19 protein-coding genes are annotated in these 18,241 nt (G+C 67.3%); 12 read left to right on the top strand and 7 right to left on the bottom strand.

Going from position 1 to position 18,241, the window contains the following annotated elements:
* Position 1: 1 nt before the first annotated feature.
* Genes ACLD0W_RS10440 through ACLD0W_RS10430 form a run of 3 tightly spaced genes read left to right on the top strand, consistent with a single transcriptional unit; the run spans position 2 to position 2,572 of the window.
* Positions 2-997 (top strand): sll0787 family AIR synthase-like protein, encoded by a 996-nt coding sequence (locus ACLD0W_RS10440; RefSeq protein WP_410307417.1) that lies wholly within the window; start codon positions 2-4, stop codon positions 995-997.
* Positions 990-1,301 carry an MSMEG_0570 family nitrogen starvation response protein gene (locus tag ACLD0W_RS10435; protein ID WP_410307416.1) on the top strand — a complete coding sequence of 104 codons (312 nt, stop codon included), beginning with the start codon at positions 990-992 and terminating at the stop codon, positions 1,299-1,301. Before ACLD0W_RS10440 ends, ACLD0W_RS10435 begins: the two co-directional genes overlap by 8 nt.
* Positions 1,298-2,572: an MSMEG_0569 family flavin-dependent oxidoreductase gene (locus tag ACLD0W_RS10430; protein WP_410307415.1), complete on the top strand. Its 1,275-nt coding sequence runs from the start codon at positions 1,298-1,300 to the stop codon at positions 2,570-2,572. The genes ACLD0W_RS10435 and ACLD0W_RS10430 overlap by 4 nt, the downstream gene beginning before the upstream one ends.
* Before the next feature lie 64 nt (positions 2,573-2,636).
* On the opposite strand, the gene ACLD0W_RS10425 is transcribed toward ACLD0W_RS10430, so the two are convergent.
* Both ACLD0W_RS10425 and ACLD0W_RS10420 read right to left on the bottom strand, forming a co-directional pair.
* Positions 2,637-4,802 (bottom strand): 3-hydroxyacyl-CoA dehydrogenase NAD-binding domain-containing protein, encoded by a 2,166-nt coding sequence (locus tag ACLD0W_RS10425; protein ID WP_410307414.1) that lies wholly within the window; start codon positions 4,800-4,802, stop codon positions 2,637-2,639.
* A 23-nt stretch (positions 4,803-4,825) separates the two neighbouring features.
* On the bottom strand, positions 4,826-6,037 hold the full coding sequence (locus tag ACLD0W_RS10420; protein WP_410307413.1) for an acetyl-CoA C-acetyltransferase: 1,212 nt from the start codon (positions 6,035-6,037) through the stop codon (positions 4,826-4,828).
* Between the two features lie 236 nt (positions 6,038-6,273).
* Here ACLD0W_RS10420 and ACLD0W_RS10415 point away from each other — a divergent pair, with 236 nt between their 5' ends.
* From ACLD0W_RS10415 to smrA, 3 genes are all read left to right on the top strand, one after another.
* Positions 6,274-7,026, top strand: a complete 753-nt coding sequence (locus ACLD0W_RS10415) for a glutathione S-transferase N-terminal domain-containing protein (protein WP_410307412.1) — start codon at positions 6,274-6,276, stop codon at positions 7,024-7,026.
* 97 nt (positions 7,027-7,123) lie between these two features.
* The gene (locus ACLD0W_RS10410; protein WP_204429603.1) at positions 7,124-7,291 is read left to right on the top strand and encodes a hypothetical protein; all 168 of its coding nucleotides are present in this window, start codon (positions 7,124-7,126) and stop codon (positions 7,289-7,291) included.
* Positions 7,292-7,466: 175 nt separating this feature from the next.
* On the top strand, positions 7,467-8,060 hold the full coding sequence (smrA, locus tag ACLD0W_RS10405) for a DNA endonuclease SmrA (RefSeq protein WP_410307411.1): 594 nt from the start codon (positions 7,467-7,469) through the stop codon (positions 8,058-8,060).
* Here the strand turns inward: smrA and sthA are convergent, their stop codons facing one another.
* Genes sthA through ACLD0W_RS10390 form a run of 3 tightly spaced genes read right to left on the bottom strand, consistent with a single transcriptional unit; the run spans position 8,061 to position 11,315 of the window.
* On the bottom strand, positions 8,061-9,461 hold the full coding sequence (gene sthA / locus ACLD0W_RS10400; RefSeq protein WP_410307410.1) for a Si-specific NAD(P)(+) transhydrogenase: 1,401 nt from the start codon (positions 9,459-9,461) through the stop codon (positions 8,061-8,063).
* Positions 9,462-9,519: 58 nt separating this feature from the next.
* Positions 9,520-10,206, bottom strand: a complete 687-nt coding sequence (hda, locus tag ACLD0W_RS10395) for a DnaA regulatory inactivator Hda (protein WP_410307409.1) — start codon at positions 10,204-10,206, stop codon at positions 9,520-9,522.
* The gene (locus ACLD0W_RS10390; RefSeq protein ID WP_410307408.1) at positions 10,203-11,315 is read right to left on the bottom strand and encodes a DUF2066 domain-containing protein; all 1,113 of its coding nucleotides are present in this window, start codon (positions 11,313-11,315) and stop codon (positions 10,203-10,205) included. The genes hda and ACLD0W_RS10390 overlap by 4 nt, the downstream gene beginning before the upstream one ends.
* Before the next feature lie 162 nt (positions 11,316-11,477).
* On the opposite strand from ACLD0W_RS10390, the gene purM reads away from it, so the two are divergent.
* The 4 genes from purM to ACLD0W_RS10370 are packed head-to-tail and all read left to right on the top strand — an operon-like array spanning position 11,478 to position 14,581.
* Entirely contained in the window at positions 11,478-12,521 is a 1,044-nt protein-coding gene (gene purM / locus ACLD0W_RS10385) for a phosphoribosylformylglycinamidine cyclo-ligase (protein WP_410307407.1), read from the top strand.
* Positions 12,518-13,168 carry a phosphoribosylglycinamide formyltransferase gene (gene purN, locus ACLD0W_RS10380; protein WP_410307406.1) on the top strand — a complete coding sequence of 217 codons (651 nt, stop codon included), beginning with the start codon at positions 12,518-12,520 and terminating at the stop codon, positions 13,166-13,168. Before purM ends, purN begins: the two co-directional genes overlap by 4 nt.
* Positions 13,119-13,862, top strand: coding sequence for a DUF3108 domain-containing protein (locus ACLD0W_RS10375; protein WP_410307405.1), 744 nt, complete (start codon positions 13,119-13,121; stop codon positions 13,860-13,862). Before purN ends, ACLD0W_RS10375 begins: the two co-directional genes overlap by 50 nt.
* Positions 13,859-14,581 (top strand): DUF3108 domain-containing protein, encoded by a 723-nt coding sequence (locus ACLD0W_RS10370; protein WP_410307404.1) that lies wholly within the window; start codon positions 13,859-13,861, stop codon positions 14,579-14,581. Before ACLD0W_RS10375 ends, ACLD0W_RS10370 begins: the two co-directional genes overlap by 4 nt.
* A gap of 6 nt (positions 14,582-14,587) precedes the next feature.
* Here ACLD0W_RS10370 and dcd read toward each other — a convergent pair whose 3' ends face one another.
* Both dcd and apbC read right to left on the bottom strand, forming a co-directional pair.
* The gene (gene dcd / locus ACLD0W_RS10365; protein WP_410307403.1) at positions 14,588-15,157 is read right to left on the bottom strand and encodes a dCTP deaminase; all 570 of its coding nucleotides are present in this window, start codon (positions 15,155-15,157) and stop codon (positions 14,588-14,590) included.
* A 113-nt stretch (positions 15,158-15,270) separates the two neighbouring features.
* Entirely contained in the window at positions 15,271-16,356 is a 1,086-nt protein-coding gene (gene apbC / locus ACLD0W_RS10360) for an iron-sulfur cluster carrier protein ApbC (RefSeq protein WP_410307402.1), read from the bottom strand.
* Between the two features lie 84 nt (positions 16,357-16,440).
* Between apbC and ACLD0W_RS10355 the strand changes: the two genes are divergently transcribed.
* Positions 16,441-17,145 (top strand): SIMPL domain-containing protein, encoded by a 705-nt coding sequence (locus ACLD0W_RS10355; protein ID WP_410307401.1) that lies wholly within the window; start codon positions 16,441-16,443, stop codon positions 17,143-17,145.
* Positions 17,146-17,149: 4 nt separating this feature from the next.
* Entirely contained in the window at positions 17,150-18,187 is a 1,038-nt protein-coding gene (locus ACLD0W_RS10350; protein WP_410307400.1) for an AraC family transcriptional regulator, read from the top strand.
* The last annotated feature ends 54 nt before the right edge of the window (positions 18,188-18,241 follow it).

Raw genomic sequence — 18,241 nt, 5'->3', positions numbered from 1 at the left:
CGTGGATCTGGAGACGCTGATCACCATTCTGCGCGCGACCCCGGCGTTCGCCCACAAGGCCGACATCCGCCCGGTGATGGCCGGCCTCGCCGGCCTGGACAGCGGCCACTTGCCGTTGGGCGACGACGCCGCCGCTCTGGCCGACGGCGACGGCTTCCTGCTGATGGCCATGGAAGGCTTCGTCAACGAGTTCGTGGCCGCCGAGCCGTTCTTCGCCGGCTACTGCGGCGTGATGGTGAACGTCAGCGACATCGCCGCCATGGGCGGCCGCGCTCTGGCGGTCACCGACGCGCTGTGGAGCCGGGGCGACGATCAGAGCGCGGCGATCCTGGCCGGGCTGCGCGAGGCGGCGGGCAAATACGGCGTCCCCCTGGTGGGCGGCCACAGCAACGCCCATTGCGACCGGCCGCAACTGTCGGTGGCGATCCTGGGCCGCGCCCGGGCCCTGCTCACCAGTTTCGATGCCCGCCCCGGCGACACCCTGCTGGTGGCCTGTGACCTGCGCGGCCGCTACCGGGCCGTGGGCGACAACTGGGATGCCAGCAGCGACGCCCCCGGCGCGCGGCTGCGCGGTGATCTGGCCATCCTGCCGGGGCTGGCCGAGGACGGCCTGTGCCGGGCCGGCAAGGACATTTCCATGGCCGGGCCGGTGGGCACCGCCCTGATGCTGCTGGAAGCCTCCGGGGTGGGCGCGGACCTGAACCTGGATGCCCTGCCCCGGCCGGCCGAGGTGCCCCTGTCGCGCTGGCTGCGCACCTTCCCCAGCTATGGCTTCGTGCTGGCGGTGGCCCCGGACCGGGTGGCCGAGGTGAGCCGGCGCTTCCAGGCCCGGGACCTGGCCGTGGCCGAGGTCGGCCGGGTCACCGCCGGCGGCCAACTGACCCTGAGCCTTGGCGATCAACGGCGCCCGTTCTGGAACCATCATCAAACCCCGTACCTGGGCCGCCCTTTCGCCACGTCTTCCCCACTTTCCCGTCAAGGAGGCCACCATGCCTGAAGTGCATTTCAACGTGCGCTGGCCGGACCACAGCGAACAGCGCTGCTACTCCCCGTCCACCGTGATCCACGATTTTCTGCGCGCCGGCGAGAGTTACCCGCTGGCGGAATTCCTGACCCTGAGCCGGGACGCCCTGACCCTGGCCGGCGACCGCGTCGAGCAGAAATACGGCTTCCGCTGTACCAGCGCCGACAGCCAGCTGCTGGCCCTGGAAACCCGGGGCCGGCAATTCGCCGATCAGGCCGATGCCCGGGTCACCGTGACCCGGGTGGGTGCCGCCACCACCGAGGAGGAAACCCCATGACCTTCGCCAAACGCCATTACCCGGTGATCGTGGTGGGCGGCGGCCAGGCCGGCCTGTCCACCAGCTATCTGCTCCGGCAAAGGGACATCGAGCATCTGGTGCTGGAAAAAGAGCAGGCTTTCCACGCCTGGAAGGCACAACGCTGGGACAGCTTCTGCCTGGTCACGCCCAACTGGCAGTGCCGGCTGCCGGATCATCCCTACGACGGCGACGATCCCCACGGCTTCATGGTGAAGGACGAGATCGTCGCCTGGATGGAACGGTTCCGCGCCGCCTTCGAGCCGCCGTTGATCGAAGGCATTACCGTCCAGGCGGTGCGTGCCCTGCCGGTGGGCGGCTACCGCCTGGACACCGACCGGGGTCCGCTCACCGCCGACCAGGTGGTGATGGCGATCAGCAGCTACCACCGGCCCAAGGTGCCGGATTACGCGCGCCGATTGCCGGCGCGAATCAAACAGCTGGACGCCTCCGACTATCGTAACCCCGAGGCGCTGCCGGAAGGCCCGGTGCTGGTGGTGGGCACCGGCCAGTCCGGCTGCCAGATCGCCGAGGACCTGCACCTGGCCGGCCGCCGGGTGCATCTGGCGGTGGGCCCGGCGCCCCGGGTGTCCCGCTTTTACCGGGGCCGCGACGTGGTGGACTGGCTCGACGATATGGGCCACTACCGAATTCCGGTGCAGGCGCACCTCACCGAGGAACAGGTGCGCGCCAAGGCCAACCACTACGTCACCGGCCGCGACGGTGGCCGCGACATCGACCTGCGCCGCTTCGCCCTGGAAGGCATGCGCCTGCACGGACGGCTGGAAAACGTGGAAGCCGGCCAGGCCCGCTTCGGCGATGACCTGGGCAAAAACCTGGACCAGGCCGACGCCACCAACGCGCGCATCAAGAACAGCATCGACGATTACATCGCCCGCCAGGGCATCGACGCGCCCACCGAGCCACCCTATGAACCGGTGTGGCAACCGCCCCGGGACCTGGACAGGGAACTGGACCTGGAAGCGGAAGGCATCGCCGCCGTGATCTGGTGCATCGGCTATGCGCCGGACTTTTCCTGGATCGACGCCCCGGCCTTCGACGCCACCGGCTACCCCAAACACCGGCGCGGCGTCACCGCCAGCCCGGGCCTGTATTTCCTGGGCCTGCCGTGGCTGCACACCTGGGGCTCGGGGCGTATCTATGCCATCGCCGAGGACGCGGAACATCTGGTGGATCACATCGAGGCGGCGCGGCTGCCCCTGCGCGAGCAATACCTGGCCGGTATCGCCTGATGCCTGCACAAAAAAAACCCCGCCTTGCGGCGGGGCTTTCGGGTCGCGGGAAGCGGCGTGGTGGTTACTTGAAGATCTCGCCCTTTTCCGCTTTTTCCACCAGCAGTTTCGGCGGCGTGAAGCGCTCGCCGTAGGTGCTGGCCAGTTCCTCGGCACGGGCCACGAAGCCGCGCAGGCCACCCTCGTACTGGTTCATGTACTGCACCACGCCGCCGGTCCAGGCCGGGAAGCCGATGCCGAAGATGGAGCCGATGTTGGTGTCGCCCACCGAATCGATCACCCCTTCCTCGAAGCACTTCACGGTCTCGAGGGCCTCGGCGAACATCATGCGCTCCTGCATGTCCTGGAACGGGATCGCCTCCCGGGCCGGGAACTGCTCCTTCAGGCCCGGCCACAGGTGGGCCTTGCCGCCTTCCGGGTACTCGTAGAAGCCCTTGCCGTCCAGTTTGCCCGGGCGGTCCAGCTCGTTGACCATCTTTTCCATCACCGCCAGCGCCGGGTGTTGCCGCGCTTCACCGCCGCCTTTCTCGGCGGCCTGTTTGTACTCGCCGGCGATCTTCAGGGACAGCTTCATGTTGATCTCATCGATCAGCTTGAGCGCCCCCACCGGGTAGCCCGCCTGGGTGGCGGCCTGTTCGATGGAGTTGGCGTTCTGCCCTTCACCGACCATGGCGATGGCTTCGTTGATAAAGGTGCCGATCACGCGGCTGGTGAAGAAGCCCCGGGAATCGTGCACCACGATGGGGGTTTTCTTGATCTGCAAGGTGTAGTCGAACACCTTGGCCAGCACTTCGTCGCTGGTGTTCTTGCCACGGATGATTTCCACCAGCGGCATCTTGTCCACCGGGCTGAAGAAGTGGATGCCGATAAAGTTGTCCTGCTTTTTCACGCCCTCGGCCAGGCCGGTGATCGGCAGGGTCGAGGTGTTGGAGCCGAGCACCGCGTCCGGGTTGACCACGTCCTCGATTTCCTGGAACACCTTGTGCTTGAGCTCGGTGTTCTCGAACACCGCCTCGATCACGAAGTCCACGTCTTCCAGGGCCTTGGCGTCGGCGGCCGGGGTGATGCGCGCCAGAATTTCTTCTTTCTTCTCCTGGCTCATCTTGCCCTTGGACACTTCCTTGTCGAGCAGCTTCTCGGAGTAGGCCTTGCCCTTCTCCGCGTTCTCCATAGAAACGTCCTTGAGCACCACCCGGGCGCCGGAGCGGGCGGTGACGTAGGCAATGCCCGCGCCCATCATGCCCGCGCCCAACACCGCCACTTTCTCGGCTTTGTACTTGGGCACATCCTTGGGACGGCTGGCGCCGGCGTTGATCGCCTGCAGATTGAAGAAGAAGGCGTTGATCATGTTCTTCGCCACCTGGCTGCGCGCCAGTTCCACGAAGTAGCGGCCTTCGATGGTCAAGGCGTCGTCGAAGCCCACCTGGGCCCCTTCCACGGCGGCGGCCATGATGTTGCGCGGCGCCGGGTAGTTGGCGCCCTTGAGCTGTTTGCGCAGGTTGGCCGGGAACGCCGGCAGGTTCTGGGCGAACGCCGGGGTGCTCGGGGTGCCGCCGGGGATCTTGTAGCCTTTTTCGTCCCAGGGCTGTTTGGCTTTCGGGTTGGCCTTGATCCACTCCCGGGCCTTGGCCAGCATCGCCTCTTCGCTTTCGGCGATGTCATCGATGATGCCCACCGACTTGGCTTTCTCGACCTTCAGCCGCTGGCCCTGCATCAGCACCTGCATCAGGGCGTTCTGAATGCCCAGCATGCGCACCGTGCGCACCACGCCGCCGGCGCCGGGCAGCAGGCCCAGGGTTACCTCGGGAAAGCCGAACTGGGCTTTCGGGTTGTTCAGCGCCACCCGGTGGTGGCAGGCCAGGGCGATTTCCAGGCCACCGCCCAGGGCGGTGCCGTTGAGGGCCGCGACCACCGGTTTCCCCAGGGTTTCCAGGCGGCGCAGCTGGGCCTTGCCGGCTTCCACGCCCTTGGCGAATTGCGGGGCGTTTTCCTTGGTGACCTTGGACAGATCACGCAGATCGCCGCCGGCGAAGAAGGTGCTCTTGGCGGAGGTGATGATCACCCCGGCGATGTTGTCCTTCTCTTTTTCCAGACGGCTTACCGTTTCTTCCATGGAACGCATGTAGCGCTCGTTCATGGTGTTCGCGGATTGCTGGGGATCGTCCAGGATCAGGGTGACGATATTGTCCGCGTCCTGTTCCCAGCGGATGGTGCTCTCTTGATCGCTCATGATGTGTCTCCGAATCCGTTGGGTTACAGGCGCTCGATGATGGTGGCGATGCCCATGCCGCCGCCCACGCACAGGGTGCACAGGGCGAATTTCTTGTCGCGGCGTTCCAGCTCGTCCAGCGCGGTGCCCAGGATCATGGCGCCGGTGGCGCCCAGCGGGTGGCCCATGGCGATGGCGCCGCCGTTGACGTTGACCTTGTCGTGGCTGAGGCCCATGTCCTTCATGAAGCGCATGGCCACGGAGGCGAAGGCTTCGTTGATTTCCACCAGGTCCATCTGATCCACGGTCATGCCGGCTTTCTTCAGCACCTTGCGGCAGGCCGGCGCCGGGCCGGTGAGCATGATGGTGGAATCGGCACCGCTGATGGCGGTGGCGACGATGCGGCCACGCGCTTTCATGCCGTAATCCTTGCCCACCTGCTCGTTGCCGAGCACCACCAGGGCGGCGCCGTCGACGATGCCGGAGGAGTTGCCGCCGGTGTGCACGTGGTTGATCTTCTCCACCTGGTGATACTTTTGCAGGGCCACGGCGTCGAAGCCGCCCATCTCGCCCATCACCGCGAAGGAGGGGTTCAGTTCGCCGAGCTTATCGGCGCTGGTGCCCGGACGAATATGCTCGTCCTTTTCCAGCACCATCATGCCGTTGCGGTCCTTGACCGGCACCACGGACCGCTGGAAGTAGCCTTTTTCCCAGGCGTTGGCGGCGCGGGCCTGGGACTCGGCGGCGAATTCGTCCACGTCCCGGCGGGAAAAGCCTTCCAGGGTGGCGATCAGGTCGGCGCCGATGCCCTGGGGCACGAAACCGGTGTTGTAGTTGGTGATCGGGTCCATGGCCCAGGCGCCGCCGTCGGAGCCCATGGGAATGCGGCTCATGGCTTCCACGCCGCCGGCCAGGATCAGGTCGTCCCAGCCGGACGCCACTTTTTGGGCGCCGGTGTTGACCGCTTCCAGGCCGGAGGCGCAGAACCGGTTGAGCTGGTAACCGGCCACGGTGTCCGGCAGGCCGGCGGCCAGGGCGGCGGTCTTGGCGATGCAGGCACCCTGGTCGCCCACCGGCGTGACCACGCCGAGCAGCACGTCGTCGATGCGGTTCACATCCATGTTGGGGAAGCGGTCGCGCACTTCGTCGATCAGGCCCACCACCAGATCCAGGGGCTTGACGGTGTGCAGGGAACCATCGCTTTTGCCGCGACCCCGCGGGGTACGGATAGCGTCATAAATATAGGCTTCGGTCATGTAACCTTTCCTCTCGCCTTGGGCAGTAACCGGCGCGGCGCGGGCGGGGCCCGGCGGCACCGGCGTCGATGAACAGTAGACGGCCAGGGTGCCCCAGCCCCGCCGGCGCGGCAATGACAGGAGCGCTCAGCGGCCCTGAGCGGAACGGCCAGCGAAGGACGCGGCGGCGCGGCGGCCATTGCAAGCCGCGCGGGACGCCCCCAGGGTAGCCCCCAAAATCGACACAGGAGATCGTCATGCTTTCCCTGGATGAGGCCCGTTCCCTGGCCGCCAGCCTGGCCCAGCAGGGCCGTGGCATCGCCACCCGCCCGGCGGCCCGCCAGCCGGCGGAGCCCCTGGAACTGTACGAAATGGAGGGCTGCCCGTTTTGCCGGCTGGTGCGCGAAGCGCTCACCGAGCTGGATCTGGACGTGCTGATCCATCCCTGCCCCAAGGGCGGCGACCGCTATCGGCCGCTGGTGGAACGGCTCGGCGGCAAGCAGCTGTTCCCCTATCTGATGGACCCGAACACCGGCGTGGCGCTGTACGAATCCGCCGATATCATCGACTACCTGTACCGGGAATACGGCCAGCGCCCCGCCCCCGGCGGCTGGCGCCTGCGGGCCCGCGCCGCCGCGTCCATGGCCGCGTCGCTGACCCGCGCCGGCCACGGGCTGCGCGCCCGCGAGGCGGAGGTCCCCGAGCAGCCGTTGATTCTCTATTCCTTCGAGGGCAGCCCCTTCGCGCGGCTGGTGCGCGAGCGGCTGTGCGAGCTGCAGCTGCCGTATCTGCTGCGCCAATGCGGGCGCGATCAATGGCAGGACTGGGTGCTGCTGCCCATGCGCAAGGCCCTGGAGATGGCGTATCTGCCCACCCAGCGACACCGCCAGGAATTGCTGGCCCGGGCGGGCCGCGTGGCGGTGCCCTACCTGATCGATCCCAACACCGGTGAGGAGCTGTTCGAGTCGCGGCGTATTCTTGATTATTTACAGACCCGTTACGCCCGCTAAAAAAGGTGCGCGGGGACCTTCTCCACATCCGTTTTCGGTGCTATATAGGGATTGGGAGCCCGCTCCCGTCCACAACACAGCTTAAAGAGTAGTGAACATGAGTCGTCGCCAATTTGATGACTACGACGCCCGCGAGTGGGAAGAAGAACACCAGCGCGTCAGCAAGGAACGCCGTAAACGGGAAGCCAAACAACAGCGGCACCACCTCGACGACGAGGAAGCCGCGCCACAGGGCCGTTCCCGCCCGCAACGCCAGCCGCACTGACCCCGCGTTCCGCCGGCCCCACCGCCCGGAGCAGCCCGCCGCTGCTCCGCGCTTTCGCTTTGCCGGCGCGCGGGCCGGGGTGCCAGCGATCAACGGGGTTGCTACTATCTTCTGGTAGGACGAGCTTCTGGTAGGACGAGCCCCGACCTGTGACCGCGTTTCGAGGAGAGGAGCCATGGGCGATTACGACGATGACCTGTTCCGCCGTGAAATGGCCGGCGTGGCCCCCCTCACGGACGACGACCGGGTGCGCGAGCAGCGCCGCCGGGAACCCACCCTGGCCCAGCGGCTGCGACGCGCCTCCGCCACCGCCCGCCCCAACCGTGATCCCAACCCCCTGACCGTGCCCGAGCGGGTGCCCGAGGCCGGCCCCTACGACATCGTCGGCGTTAAGAAAAACGGCGTGCAGGAAGGGGTCTACCGCAAGCTGCGGCTGGGCAAGTACGATCCGCAGACGCGCCTGGATCTGCACCGGGTGCGTCTGATGGAGGCCCGCGATCAGGTTTACCTGTTTATCCGCGAAGCCCAGCAGAACGGACAGCGCACGGTGCTGATCAATCACGGCAAGGGCCAGCACAGCGAACGCCCGGGCCTGCTGAAAAGCTATGTGATGCATTGGCTGAGCGAGTTCGATCAGGTGCTCGCCTTTCACAGCGCCCCGCCCCACCAGGGCGGCGCCGGCGTCACCCTGGCGCTGCTGCGCAAGACCGGCGAGGCCAGCCAGAAAAACCGCGAGTTTTTCTATGAACGCAGCCGCGCCCAGCGATAGCTATCTTTTTACCCGATTGACGCCGTTGATCGCCGCCACCCGATAGGCCTCGGCCATGGTCGGATAGTTGAACGTGGTGTCGATAAAATAGTTGATGGTGTTGTTGGGCGCCGGCTGGCGCATCACCGCCTGGCCCACATGCACGATTTCCATGGCCTGGTAGCCGAAGCAGTGGATGCCGAGCACCGCCAGGGTTTCCCGGTGGAACAGAATCTTGAGCATGCCCACCCGCTCCCCGGTGATCTGGGCGCGGGCCAGATTCTTGAAAAACGCCTGCCCCACTTCGTAGGGCACACGGGCCTCGGTGAGCTCCTGCTCGGTGCGGCCCACGGAACTGATGCCGGGAATGGTATAGATGCCGGTAGGCACGTCGGTAACCTGCTTCACCGGCCCGCCGTCGACGATGCCGGCGGCGCAGAAACGGCCCTGGTCGTAGGAGGCGCTGGCCAGGGACGGCCAGCCGACCACGTCACCCACCGCGTAGACGCCTTCCACGGCGGTCTGGTAGCGCTCGTCCACCGCCAGCTGGCCCCGGCTGTTCGCCTCCAGACCGATGTTCTCCAGCCCCATATTCTGCGTGTTGCCGGAACGGCCGTTGCTCCACAACAGGGCGTCGGCGCGCAGCCGTTTGCCGGATTGCAGCTCCAGGGTGACGCCGTCGTCGTCCGCCACCAGTTTGGAATACTGCTCGCTGTGACGGATGGTGGCGCCCTGCTCACGCAGGTGATAGCTGAGCGCGTCGGAGATTTCCGTGTCCAGGAAATCGAGCAGGTGCTGGCGCGCGTTGATCAGGTCCACGCGCATACCCAGACCGGTGAAGATGCTGGTGTACTCACAGCCGATCACGCCGGCGCCGTAGACCAGAATATGGCGCGGCGTGTGGTTCATGCGCAGGATGGTGTCGGAGTCGTAGATGCGCGGATGATCGAAGTCCACGTCGTCCGGATGATAGGGCCGTGAACCGGTGGCGATCAGAATGTTGCGCGTGCGCAGCAGCCACTGGCGGCCGGCGTCATCGTCCACGCGCACTTCGCCCGGGGACTGAATCTCCCCGCGCCCGGCGAACACCCGCACCCGGTTACGGATATAGAAATCCCCGCGCACCTGGACCTGGGAATCCACCACTTCGCCGGAGCGCTGGATCAGATCCTGCCAGCGCACCTGGCGCGGATTGATCAGCCCGCGCAGCAGCGGGTTGCGCTGCGAGCGGATCACCTGGCGCACCTGGTGGCGCAGCGCCTTGGAGGGGATGGTGCCCCAATGGGTGCAGTTACCGCCGAGCTGTTCGCGGCGGTCGATCACCGCCACTCGCAGACCGCCCTTGGCCGCCTGCATGGCGGCGGCTTCCCCGGCCGGACCACTGCCCAGCACCACCAGGTCCCATCCCGAACTGATATCCATAGACCCCTCGTTGATTGGTCGATTCAGGCGTTTGATCGTTGCCGGAGCCGGCGCCGCGCTACCAGCCGAACACATCCTTGATAAAGGGAATGGTCGGCGCCCGCTGCCGGGCCAGGGCGGTGCGATCCAGCACCGCCAGACGCTCCAGCAGCAGCGCCGGTGACCGCTCGCTGCGCATCACCATGAAGCGCGCCACCTCGGCGCCCAGCTTCAGGCCCCGCTCGCGGGCCCGCTCCGCCAGCAGCGACGCCAGCTCCTCCTCGCTCAGCGATTGCAGCCGGAACACCGGCCCCGCCGCCAGCCGCGTGGCCAGGTCCGGCAACAGCCAGCGGGGCGCGCCGGGGGCGGCGGCGGCGCTGAACAGCAGCACGCCACCACCGGCCATCACCCGGTTGTAGAGATGAAACAGGGCTTCTTCCCACTGGGCGTGGCCGGCGAAGCGGTCCACGTCGTCCAGCGCCAGCAGGTCGAACTGCTCCATGGATTCCAGCACCTCCGGCACCAGCGGCAGCAGCTCGCCGGCGGGCAGCAGGCAGGCATCACGGCCCTGCTCCTGGGCGCGCCGCACGGCGCCTTCCAGAAGATGGCTGCGGCCCTGGCCGGCGCCGCCCCATACGAACACCTGGCGCTCCTCGCCGTCGGCGGCGGCGCGCACCGTGGCCAGCGCCGCGCCATTGGGGCCGGCGTGGAAGTTATCCAGGGTATGGCCCTCTCGCAGTTCCAGGGCCAGCGGCAACTGACTCATCGCAGGCAGTAGGTCAGCGGTGGGGCGCCGGCGTCGCCGCAGGCGGTCAGGCCGGCCACGCCGGCCATCAGCCGCTCCAGTTGCGAGCGGCCGCCGGAGAAGTCCAGCTCGAACTGCACCCGGTCGTCGCTGGCCACCCGCAGGGCCACGCCGCGCACCGGACCCGAGTCGGCCAGCGCCCGGTACAGGTCGTGCCATTGTTTGAGGGTACGCACGCCGCGCACGGTCACCACCCGGTCGTCGCGGATCAACACGTCGCCGGTGGGGGCGTCGCCGGTGAGCACCGGCGGCGGCGCCACCCCGCCGTCCGAGGCGCCGGGGGCGGGGCCGCCGTGATCCGGGTTGCCGCCGGGCTCGCCGCCCAGGGAATAGCGCTCGGCGATCTGATCGGCCAGGGCGCCCACGAAGGCGTCCAGGGCGGCGTCGGTGTCGGCGGCGCTGGCGCGCTGGCCGGCCACCTGGTCACCGTTGTCCAGTAGCCGCCAGTTGAGCGTGGTGGAGGCGCCGCCGTACAGTACGCCGGTGGCCACCCAGTCGGTGTCATAGCGGCGCGAGGCCTGCAGCACCGGCCCGTCGAAGCGGCCGCGCACGTCGGCCACCGCCACCACATCCCGATCGCGCTGATCCCACTCCGGCAATAGCAGCGAGACGCCGCGGCGGCCGGCGGCGGCGCGCAGGCGCTCCGCCAGCGGATCCCCGGCGGTCACCAGATCGCCGCGACCGGTGCCTTCGGTGACCAGCCATACCAGCACCGGCGGTCGCTCGCCGCCCCACACCGGGGTGCCCTGGTCAGCCAGATAACGGGTCAGGGAGCGCTCGTCGAACACCGCCCGCAGCCGGGGCGGCTCGCCGTCCTCATAGGAATAACGCGACAGCCAGCGCTGCGGCTCCGCCAGGGCCTCGGCCACGCCGGGCAGATCGGCCACCCGGTCGCGCCCGGTAAGCCGCGTGATGACCGTTTCCAGGCCCCGCTGCAGGGCGTCACGGCGGGCCTCGTCGCCCTGCGGCGCATCGCCGCGCAGCGGCACCGAGACCTGGCCGGCCTCCGCCGCCCAGGCCGGCGCGGCGCCGATCAGAGCCACCACCAGAATCAACAACAAGCGATACATCGACAGTTCCAAAGCCGGTTTTGTGAACGCGCGCCATTATCCCTGATCCGACCCTTTCTGGCGAACCGGATTCCCCGCCGGTAACAATATTGCCGGCGCGGTTCTCCCCGGGGGCCGGCATTGCTAGAATACGCGGCCTTCACGACCCCCAGGAGCCCCCAAATGAGCGAACAGAAACGGCCGTTGACCTACCGCGACGCCGGCGTGGACATCGATGCCGGCAACGAGCTGGTGAAACGCATCGGCCCGGTGGCCAAGCGCACTCAGCGTCCGGAAGTGCTGGGCGGCCTGGGCGGCTTCGGCGCCCTGTGCGCCCTGCCGGAAGGCTACAAAAACCCGGTGCTGGTGGCCGGTACCGACGGCGTCGGCACCAAACTGCGCCTGGCCATGGAGCACGACCGCCACGACAGCGTCGGCATCGATCTGGTGGCGATGTGCGTCAACGACCTGGTGGTGGGCGGCGCCGAACCCCTGTTTTTCCTGGATTACTACGCCACCGGCAAGCTCGACGTGGACACCGCCGCCCGGGTGGTGAGCGGCATCGGTGAAGGCTGCGAACAGGCCGGCTGCGCGCTGATCGGCGGCGAGACCGCCGAGATGCCGGGCATGTACCAGGGCGAGGACTACGACCTGGCCGGCTTCTGCGTGGGCGTGGTGGAACGGGACGGTGTGCTCGACGGCTCCGCGGTGGCGGCCGGCGACAAGGTGATCGCCCTGGCCTCCTCCGGACCCCATTCCAACGGCTATTCCCTGGTGCGGCGTATTCTCGAGCAGGCCGACAGCACCGAGGTCGACGGCCAGCCGGTGATCGACCTGCTGCTGGCGCCCACCCGCATCTATGTGAAGTCGCTGCTGGCGCTGATCAAGCAGGTGCCGGTGCACGCCCTGGCCCACATCACCGGCGGCGGCCTCACCGAGAACCTGCCCCGGGTACTGCCCAAGGGCACCCGCGCGGTGATCGACACCGGTGCCTGGGAATGGCCGCCGGTGTTCCGCTGGCTGCAGGAACAGGGCCAGGTACCGGCGGCGGAGATGTACCGCACCTTCAACTGTGGCGTGGGCATGACCGTGGTGGTGCCGGAAGAGGCCGTGGACCAGACCCTGGCGCTGCTGCAGGCGGCCGGCGAGACCCCGTTCCTGATCGGCGAGATCCGCGCCAGCGACAACGACGAGCCGGAAGTGTCCCTGCAGGGCCTGGGTTCGTGACCCACCGGCTCGCGGTGCTGATCAGCGGCGCCGGTACCAACCTTCAGGCCATTCTTGATCACATCGCGGCGGGCGACCTGCCCGCCACGGTGTCCCTCGTGCTCAGCAACCGGCCCGCCGCCAACGGCGTGGCCGTGGCCCGGGACGCCGGCGTGCCGGTGGCGGTGATCGACCATCGCGACCACCCGGACCGGGAAACCTTTGACCGGGCCATGGTCGAGCGGATCGACGCCCACGGCGCCGACACCGTGGTGCTGGCCGGCTTTATGCGCATTTTGTCGGCGCCGTTCGTGGCCCATTACCGGGGCCGCCTGATCAACATCCACCCTTCCCTGCTGCCCCGCTACCCCGGCCTGGACACCCACGCCCGGGCACTGGCCGCCGGCGACGCCGAACACGGCTGTTCGTTGCATTTCGTCACCGAACAGCTGGACGGCGGCCCGCTGATCGCCCGGGCGGCCGTGCCGGTGCGCGAGAACGATAGCGTGGAAACCCTGTCCAAACGGGTTCAGCAGCAGGAACACAGGCTGTACCCTCATATACTGCGCTGGCGCGCCGAAGGCCGCCTGCAACTGACCGACCAGGGAGTGGAATTGGATGGTGAACCCTTGCCCGCCGAGGGCCTGCGCCTCGACGCGACCCCGTGAACACCGTGGCTGGCTGGCCCTGCTCGCCGCCGCGCTGCTGCTGAGCAACGCCGCTTTCGCCGCCGATCCGCCGGTGGCCGCCTTTAACACAGAGTATCGTCTCAAAGCCGCCGGCTTCCCGTTCACGGTGGGCGCCACCCGCTCGCTGACCGCCGCCGGCGACGGCACCTGGAAGATGGAAGTGCTGGCCAGTAATTTCCTCGGCGAGATCCGCGAGACCTCGGTGTTCGCCTGGGAAGGCTGCGTGCCGGTCACCCGCTATTACAGCTATCGCCGCGCCGGCCTGGGTCGGGTGAAAACGGCCGAACTGCGCATCGACGCGACCAGCGGCGAAGCCACCAGCGAGCGCAGCAAGCACGATCCCTACCGCTACAAAACCGACGGCAACGCCACCGACGACATCGCCCTGCCACTGGCGCTGCAATGCATGCTGCTCAAAGGCGAGCGCGCCATGACCCTGGCGGTGGCCGACGAACGCGGCGTGGAAACCCAGCGCTACCAGGTGGAAGGCAAGGAAGCGGTGGAAATCGACGGCAAGGAAGTCACCGCCACCAAGGTGCGCCGGGTGCGCGACGACGACAGCGGCCGCCAGACCTGGCTGTGGTTCGCGCCGGACCATGACTTTGCCCTGGTGCAGCTGGTGCAGCGCAACGACGACGGCCGCCATGTGCTGACCCTGGAAAACCTGCCATGAGAGCGCGGCTCGCCGTGGTGGCGTTGCTGTCGCTGTGGGCGCCGTTGGTGATGGCCGCGCCGTTGCAACCGTTTTCCGCCGAGTACCGCATCTTCGTCAACAAGATCCCCACGCCGATCAAGGCCACCCTGCTGCTGGAGCCGGTGGCCGGCAAGGACCGCTACCATATGCTGTTCGAAGCGCACTCCTGGATGCTGAACAACCGGGAAGAAAGCTGGTTCCACTGGAATCAGTGCGCCCCGCGCACCGAGCGCTACGAACATGAGTTCAACGGCTTCGGCAAGCACCGCTACTACCACACCGATTTCGACTGGGATAAACCCGGCGTGATCAGTGAATCCGAGGAAGGCATCGAAGCCTTCCCGATCCCCGACGATGCCCTGGACGAACTGAGCATGCTGCTGCGCGCGCGCTGTGTGTTCGCCAGCGGCGACAAGGAATACGACGCCACCAGCGTGTACGGCGACGACCTGCGCCATCATCACTTCGTGGTGGTGGACCGGGAAACCATCGACACGCCCATGGGCAAGCTGGACACCCTGGTGGTGGAGAAAAAACGCGACAAGGACAAGGACGAGAAACGCCGCACCCTGTTCTGGGTGGCGCCCAAGGTGGGCTATATGGTGGTCAAGGCCCGCCATATCGAGAGCGCCCTGCTGCACGGGGAGCTGATCATGCGGGAATACAACGGGCCGCTTCCCGAGTCACAGCCGGAGTGATCGCCCTCAGGCGCGCGGCAGGGTGACGCCCTTCTGCCCCTGATACTTCCCGCCGCGGTCCTTGTAGGAGGTCTCGCAGATTTCGTCGGATTCCAGGAACAGCATCTGCGCCACGCCCTCGTTGGCGTAGATGCGCGCCGGCAGATTGGTGGTGTTGGAGAATTCCAGGGTGACGTGCCCTTCCCACTCCGGTTCCAGCGGCGTCACGTTGACGATGATGCCGCAGCGCGCGTAGGTGGACTTGCCCAGGCAGATGGTCAGCACATTACGGGGAATGCGGAAGTATTCCACGGTGCGCGCCAGGGCGAAGGAGTTGGGCGGAATGGTGCAGTAGTCGCCCTTGATGTCCACGAAGCTCTTTTCGTCGAAGTGCTTGGGGTCCACGGTGGCGGAGTGGATGTTGGTGAACACCTTGAACTCGTCCGCGCAACGCACGTCGTAGCCGTAGCTGGACACCCCGTAGGAGATCAGCTTGTCGCCGTTGGCATCGGTGCGTACCTGGCCGTCCTGGAACGGTTCGATCATGCCGTGTTCCAGGGCCATGCGTTTGATCCAGCGGTCGGCTTTGATGCTCATGGGAGTCCTTTATGTCGATGTCGACGGAATCGGGCAATGGTACCCAAGCGTGCAATGAAAAACAGCCCCGGGCTGATCGCGGCTAAAGCGGAACGCCGCCCGGCCGCTCCCGCTCAATGCTGGGTGACCACCTTGGGAAACGGGCGCCGCCCTTCCCGGGTCAGCGACAGGCGCGCCGCCAGACGTCGGGCGGTATCGCGGTAAAGACGCGCCTCGGCGCTGTCCGGTTCCGCCACCACGGTGGGGGTGCCACCGTCGGCCTGCTCGCGGATGCGCAACGACAGTGGCAGCGAGCCAAGTACCGGGGCATCGTATTCGCGGCTCATGCGCAGGGCGCCGCCCTGGCCGAAGATGTGCTCCTCGTGGCCGCAGTTCGAGCAGATGTGCACCGCCATGTTCTCGACCACGCCGAGCACGTTCACATCCACCTTGCGGAACATTTCCACGCCCTTGATGGCGTCCAGCAGGGCGATGTCCTGGGGCGTGGTCACCACCACCGCCCCGGCCACCGGCATTTTCTGCGCCAGGGTCAGCTGAATGTCGCCGGTGCCCGGCGGCAGATCCACGATCAGGTAGTCCAGGCCCTTCCACAGCGTTTGCTGCATCATCTGGGTGAGCGCGCCGCTGGCCTTGGGGCCACGCCACACCACCGGCGTCTGCTCGGTGATCAGATAGCCCATGGACATGGTCTGCAGACTGTGGGCCATCACCGGCACGAAGCTGTTGCCATCGCGGACCTCCGGGCGGGTGCCCTTGGGCAAGCCCAGCATCACCGGCTGGCTGGGCCCGAAGATGTCCGCGTCCAGCAACCCCACCCGCGCGCCTTCCTCCTGCAATCCCAGCGCCAGATTGACGGCGGTGGTGGATTTGCCCACCCCGCCCTTGCCGGACGCCACCGCGATCACATTGGCCACCTGCAGCATGGAGGGCATATCGTGCTGGGCCCGGTGGGGCCGGATGCGCACCGCCAGGTCCAGGTCCAGGGCGCGGCCTTCCAGCACCGGCGCCAGCGCCGTTTCGATCCGCTCGCGCAGGTCGGCCAGCCGGGATTCACAGGGATAGCCCAGGCGCACCACCACCCGCGCGCGGTGGTCGTCGACCTCGATATCGCCCACCGCGCCGGCGCTGATCAGGTCCACGCCGAGATCGTCGGGGATCAAATTCGTCAGGGACTGTCTAATCGCCTGTTCGATTCGCATGTTCGGAACCTCCTGCATCCGGGAGGGGAATGATAAAGTTGCAGGCGAAGGCGAACCAGCATTCAACGAAACGGAGATCACACCATGGCAAAACCCGCTCATTTGCTCGCCGGCCTGCTGGCCGTGCTGACGCTTACCGCCTGCGGCGCGCAGACCACCACCGCCCCGGCGGCCGACCGCGACACCGTCAGCGTGTCCGGCGAAGGCAGCGTCAAGGCGCGCCCGGACGTCTTTTCACTGGTGGCGGTGGCCCGCGAACGGGGCGATGACATCGCCGCCATGAAAAACACGGTGGACGAGCAGGTGCAAGCGATGCTGGATCTGGCGGACGATCTGGACATCGAGGAAAAGAACGTCACCGCCAGCGACATCCAGATCAGCCAGGAATGGCAATACCAGCCGGAGCGCAAGCTGATCGGCCACCAGGTGAGCCGTGAAGTGACGTTCAAGGTGTCCGGCGTGGACCGCTACGCGCGGCTGGCGGACGGCCTGGCCGGCCAGGGCATCCAGGAAGTGCGCCCCGCCGGCAGCGAAATCAGCAACGCCGACGAGCTGGCCAAACAGGCACTGGAAAAGGCGGTGAAGGACGCCCGCGACAAGGCTGGCATTCTGGCCCGCGCCGCCGGCCGCGAGCTGGGCGAGGCGGTGATCATCAACGCCCAGGGCTACACCATGCCGCAGCCGATGATGATGCGTGCCGCCATGGCCAAGGACGAGAGCACGGAAAGCTATCGCCCCGGCGAGCAGAACGTCAGCGCCAACGTGCAAATCACCTTCGTGCTGAAATAACCCCATGGACCCGCTGGGCTTTATCTCGGTGGCGGCGCTGCGCCAGTACCTGGCCAGCGCCCGGGCGCGCGAGGTGGACGTGGACCAGGCCCTGGCGGCGGCCGGCCTCACCGAGGACGAACTCGCCGATCCGGAAGCGCGCATTCGCGGCGGGCGCTTCGAGCGGCTGCTCAACGAGCTGATCCGGCGCAGCGACGACCCGCTGTTCGGCCTGCACACCTGCGAACTGGTGCAGCCCGGTTCCTACAACGTGATGGGCTACATCGCCATGAGCGCCGCCACCATCGGCGAGGCCCTGTCCAAGGTGTCCCGCTACGAAAAGCTGGTCGGCGACATGGGCACCACCGAAACCCGCCTGCACGCGGACCGCTCGGAAATTCTCTGGCACTGCCGCTACCCCCGCCAGCCGGCGCGCCGGCACCTGATCGACAACGTGCTCGGCTCCTGGCTGCACTACACCCGCTGGCTCACCGGCGACCTGCATCTGGCACCGGATGAGGTGTGGTTCGAACATCCGGAGCCCCGTTACCTGCACGAGGTGCACGAGTACCAGCGCGTGTTCGGCTGCCCGGTGCGGTTCCGGCGGCCTTACTCCGCGCTGATCGGCCATCCACGGATGCTCGATTACCCCCTGCGCCAGCCGGACGCCACCTTGCTGTCCACCCTGGAAGCCCACGCCGCCCGTCAACTGCGCGCTCTCGGCATCGCCACCAGCCTGGGCGAACGGGTGCGCCAGTATCTGCAGGCCGCCCTGGGCGGCCCGCTTCCCGATCGGGATCAGGTGGCCCGGGCCATGCGCCTGAACACCCGCACCCTGCACCGCCGCCTGGCCGCCGAGGGCACCGGCTGGCAGCGCATTCTCGACGAGGTGCGCATGGAGCGGGCCCGCCAGCAACTGCGCGACAGCGACCTCTCCCAGACCGACATCGCCCTGGACCTGGGCTATGCGGACATCCGCTGCTTCCAGCGCAGCTTCAAGCGCCACACCGGCCTGACCCCGGGCCAGTGGCGGCGGCAGGCGCACGTGGAAGCGTTATCCTGACTCGTCTCTAACATTGCCTGATGTAATCATTACGTTTTTGTCGGACAATCCTTG

The organism is Alloalcanivorax sp. C16-1, assembly GCF_046507805.1.
GTDB lineage: Bacteria > Pseudomonadota > Gammaproteobacteria > Pseudomonadales > Alcanivoracaceae > Alloalcanivorax.
This window is presented reverse-complemented; position numbering and strand designations above follow the sequence as displayed.

Bases quoted from the DNA above. Each gene is read 5' to 3' on its own strand.
- ACLD0W_RS10435 (WP_410307416.1), top strand. From the start codon at position 990: ATGCCTGAAGTGCATTTCAACGTGCGCTGGCCGGACCACAGCGAACAG.
- ACLD0W_RS10430 (WP_410307415.1), top strand. From the start codon at position 1,298: ATGACCTTCGCCAAACGCCATTACCCGGTGATCGTGGTGGGCGGCGGC.
- ACLD0W_RS10425 (WP_410307414.1), bottom strand. From the start codon at position 4,802: ATGAGCGATCAAGAGAGCACCATCCGCTGGGAACAGGACGCGGACAAT.
- ACLD0W_RS10420 (WP_410307413.1), bottom strand. From the start codon at position 6,037: ATGACCGAAGCCTATATTTATGACGCTATCCGTACCCCGCGGGGTCGC.
- ACLD0W_RS10415 (WP_410307412.1), top strand. From the start codon at position 6,274: ATGCTTTCCCTGGATGAGGCCCGTTCCCTGGCCGCCAGCCTGGCCCAG.
- ACLD0W_RS10410 (WP_204429603.1), top strand. From the start codon at position 7,124: ATGAGTCGTCGCCAATTTGATGACTACGACGCCCGCGAGTGGGAAGAA.
- smrA (WP_410307411.1), top strand. From the start codon at position 7,467: ATGGGCGATTACGACGATGACCTGTTCCGCCGTGAAATGGCCGGCGTG.
- sthA (WP_410307410.1), bottom strand. From the start codon at position 9,461: ATGGATATCAGTTCGGGATGGGACCTGGTGGTGCTGGGCAGTGGTCCG.
- hda (WP_410307409.1), bottom strand. From the start codon at position 10,206: ATGAGTCAGTTGCCGCTGGCCCTGGAACTGCGAGAGGGCCATACCCTG.
- ACLD0W_RS10390 (WP_410307408.1), bottom strand. From the start codon at position 11,315: ATGTATCGCTTGTTGTTGATTCTGGTGGTGGCTCTGATCGGCGCCGCG.
- purM (WP_410307407.1), top strand. From the start codon at position 11,478: ATGAGCGAACAGAAACGGCCGTTGACCTACCGCGACGCCGGCGTGGAC.
- ACLD0W_RS10375 (WP_410307405.1), top strand. From the start codon at position 13,119: ATGGTGAACCCTTGCCCGCCGAGGGCCTGCGCCTCGACGCGACCCCGT.
- ACLD0W_RS10370 (WP_410307404.1), top strand. From the start codon at position 13,859: ATGAGAGCGCGGCTCGCCGTGGTGGCGTTGCTGTCGCTGTGGGCGCCG.
- dcd (WP_410307403.1), bottom strand. From the start codon at position 15,157: ATGAGCATCAAAGCCGACCGCTGGATCAAACGCATGGCCCTGGAACAC.
- apbC (WP_410307402.1), bottom strand. From the start codon at position 16,356: ATGCGAATCGAACAGGCGATTAGACAGTCCCTGACGAATTTGATCCCC.
- ACLD0W_RS10355 (WP_410307401.1), top strand. From the start codon at position 16,441: ATGGCAAAACCCGCTCATTTGCTCGCCGGCCTGCTGGCCGTGCTGACG.
- ACLD0W_RS10350 (WP_410307400.1), top strand. From the start codon at position 17,150: ATGGACCCGCTGGGCTTTATCTCGGTGGCGGCGCTGCGCCAGTACCTG.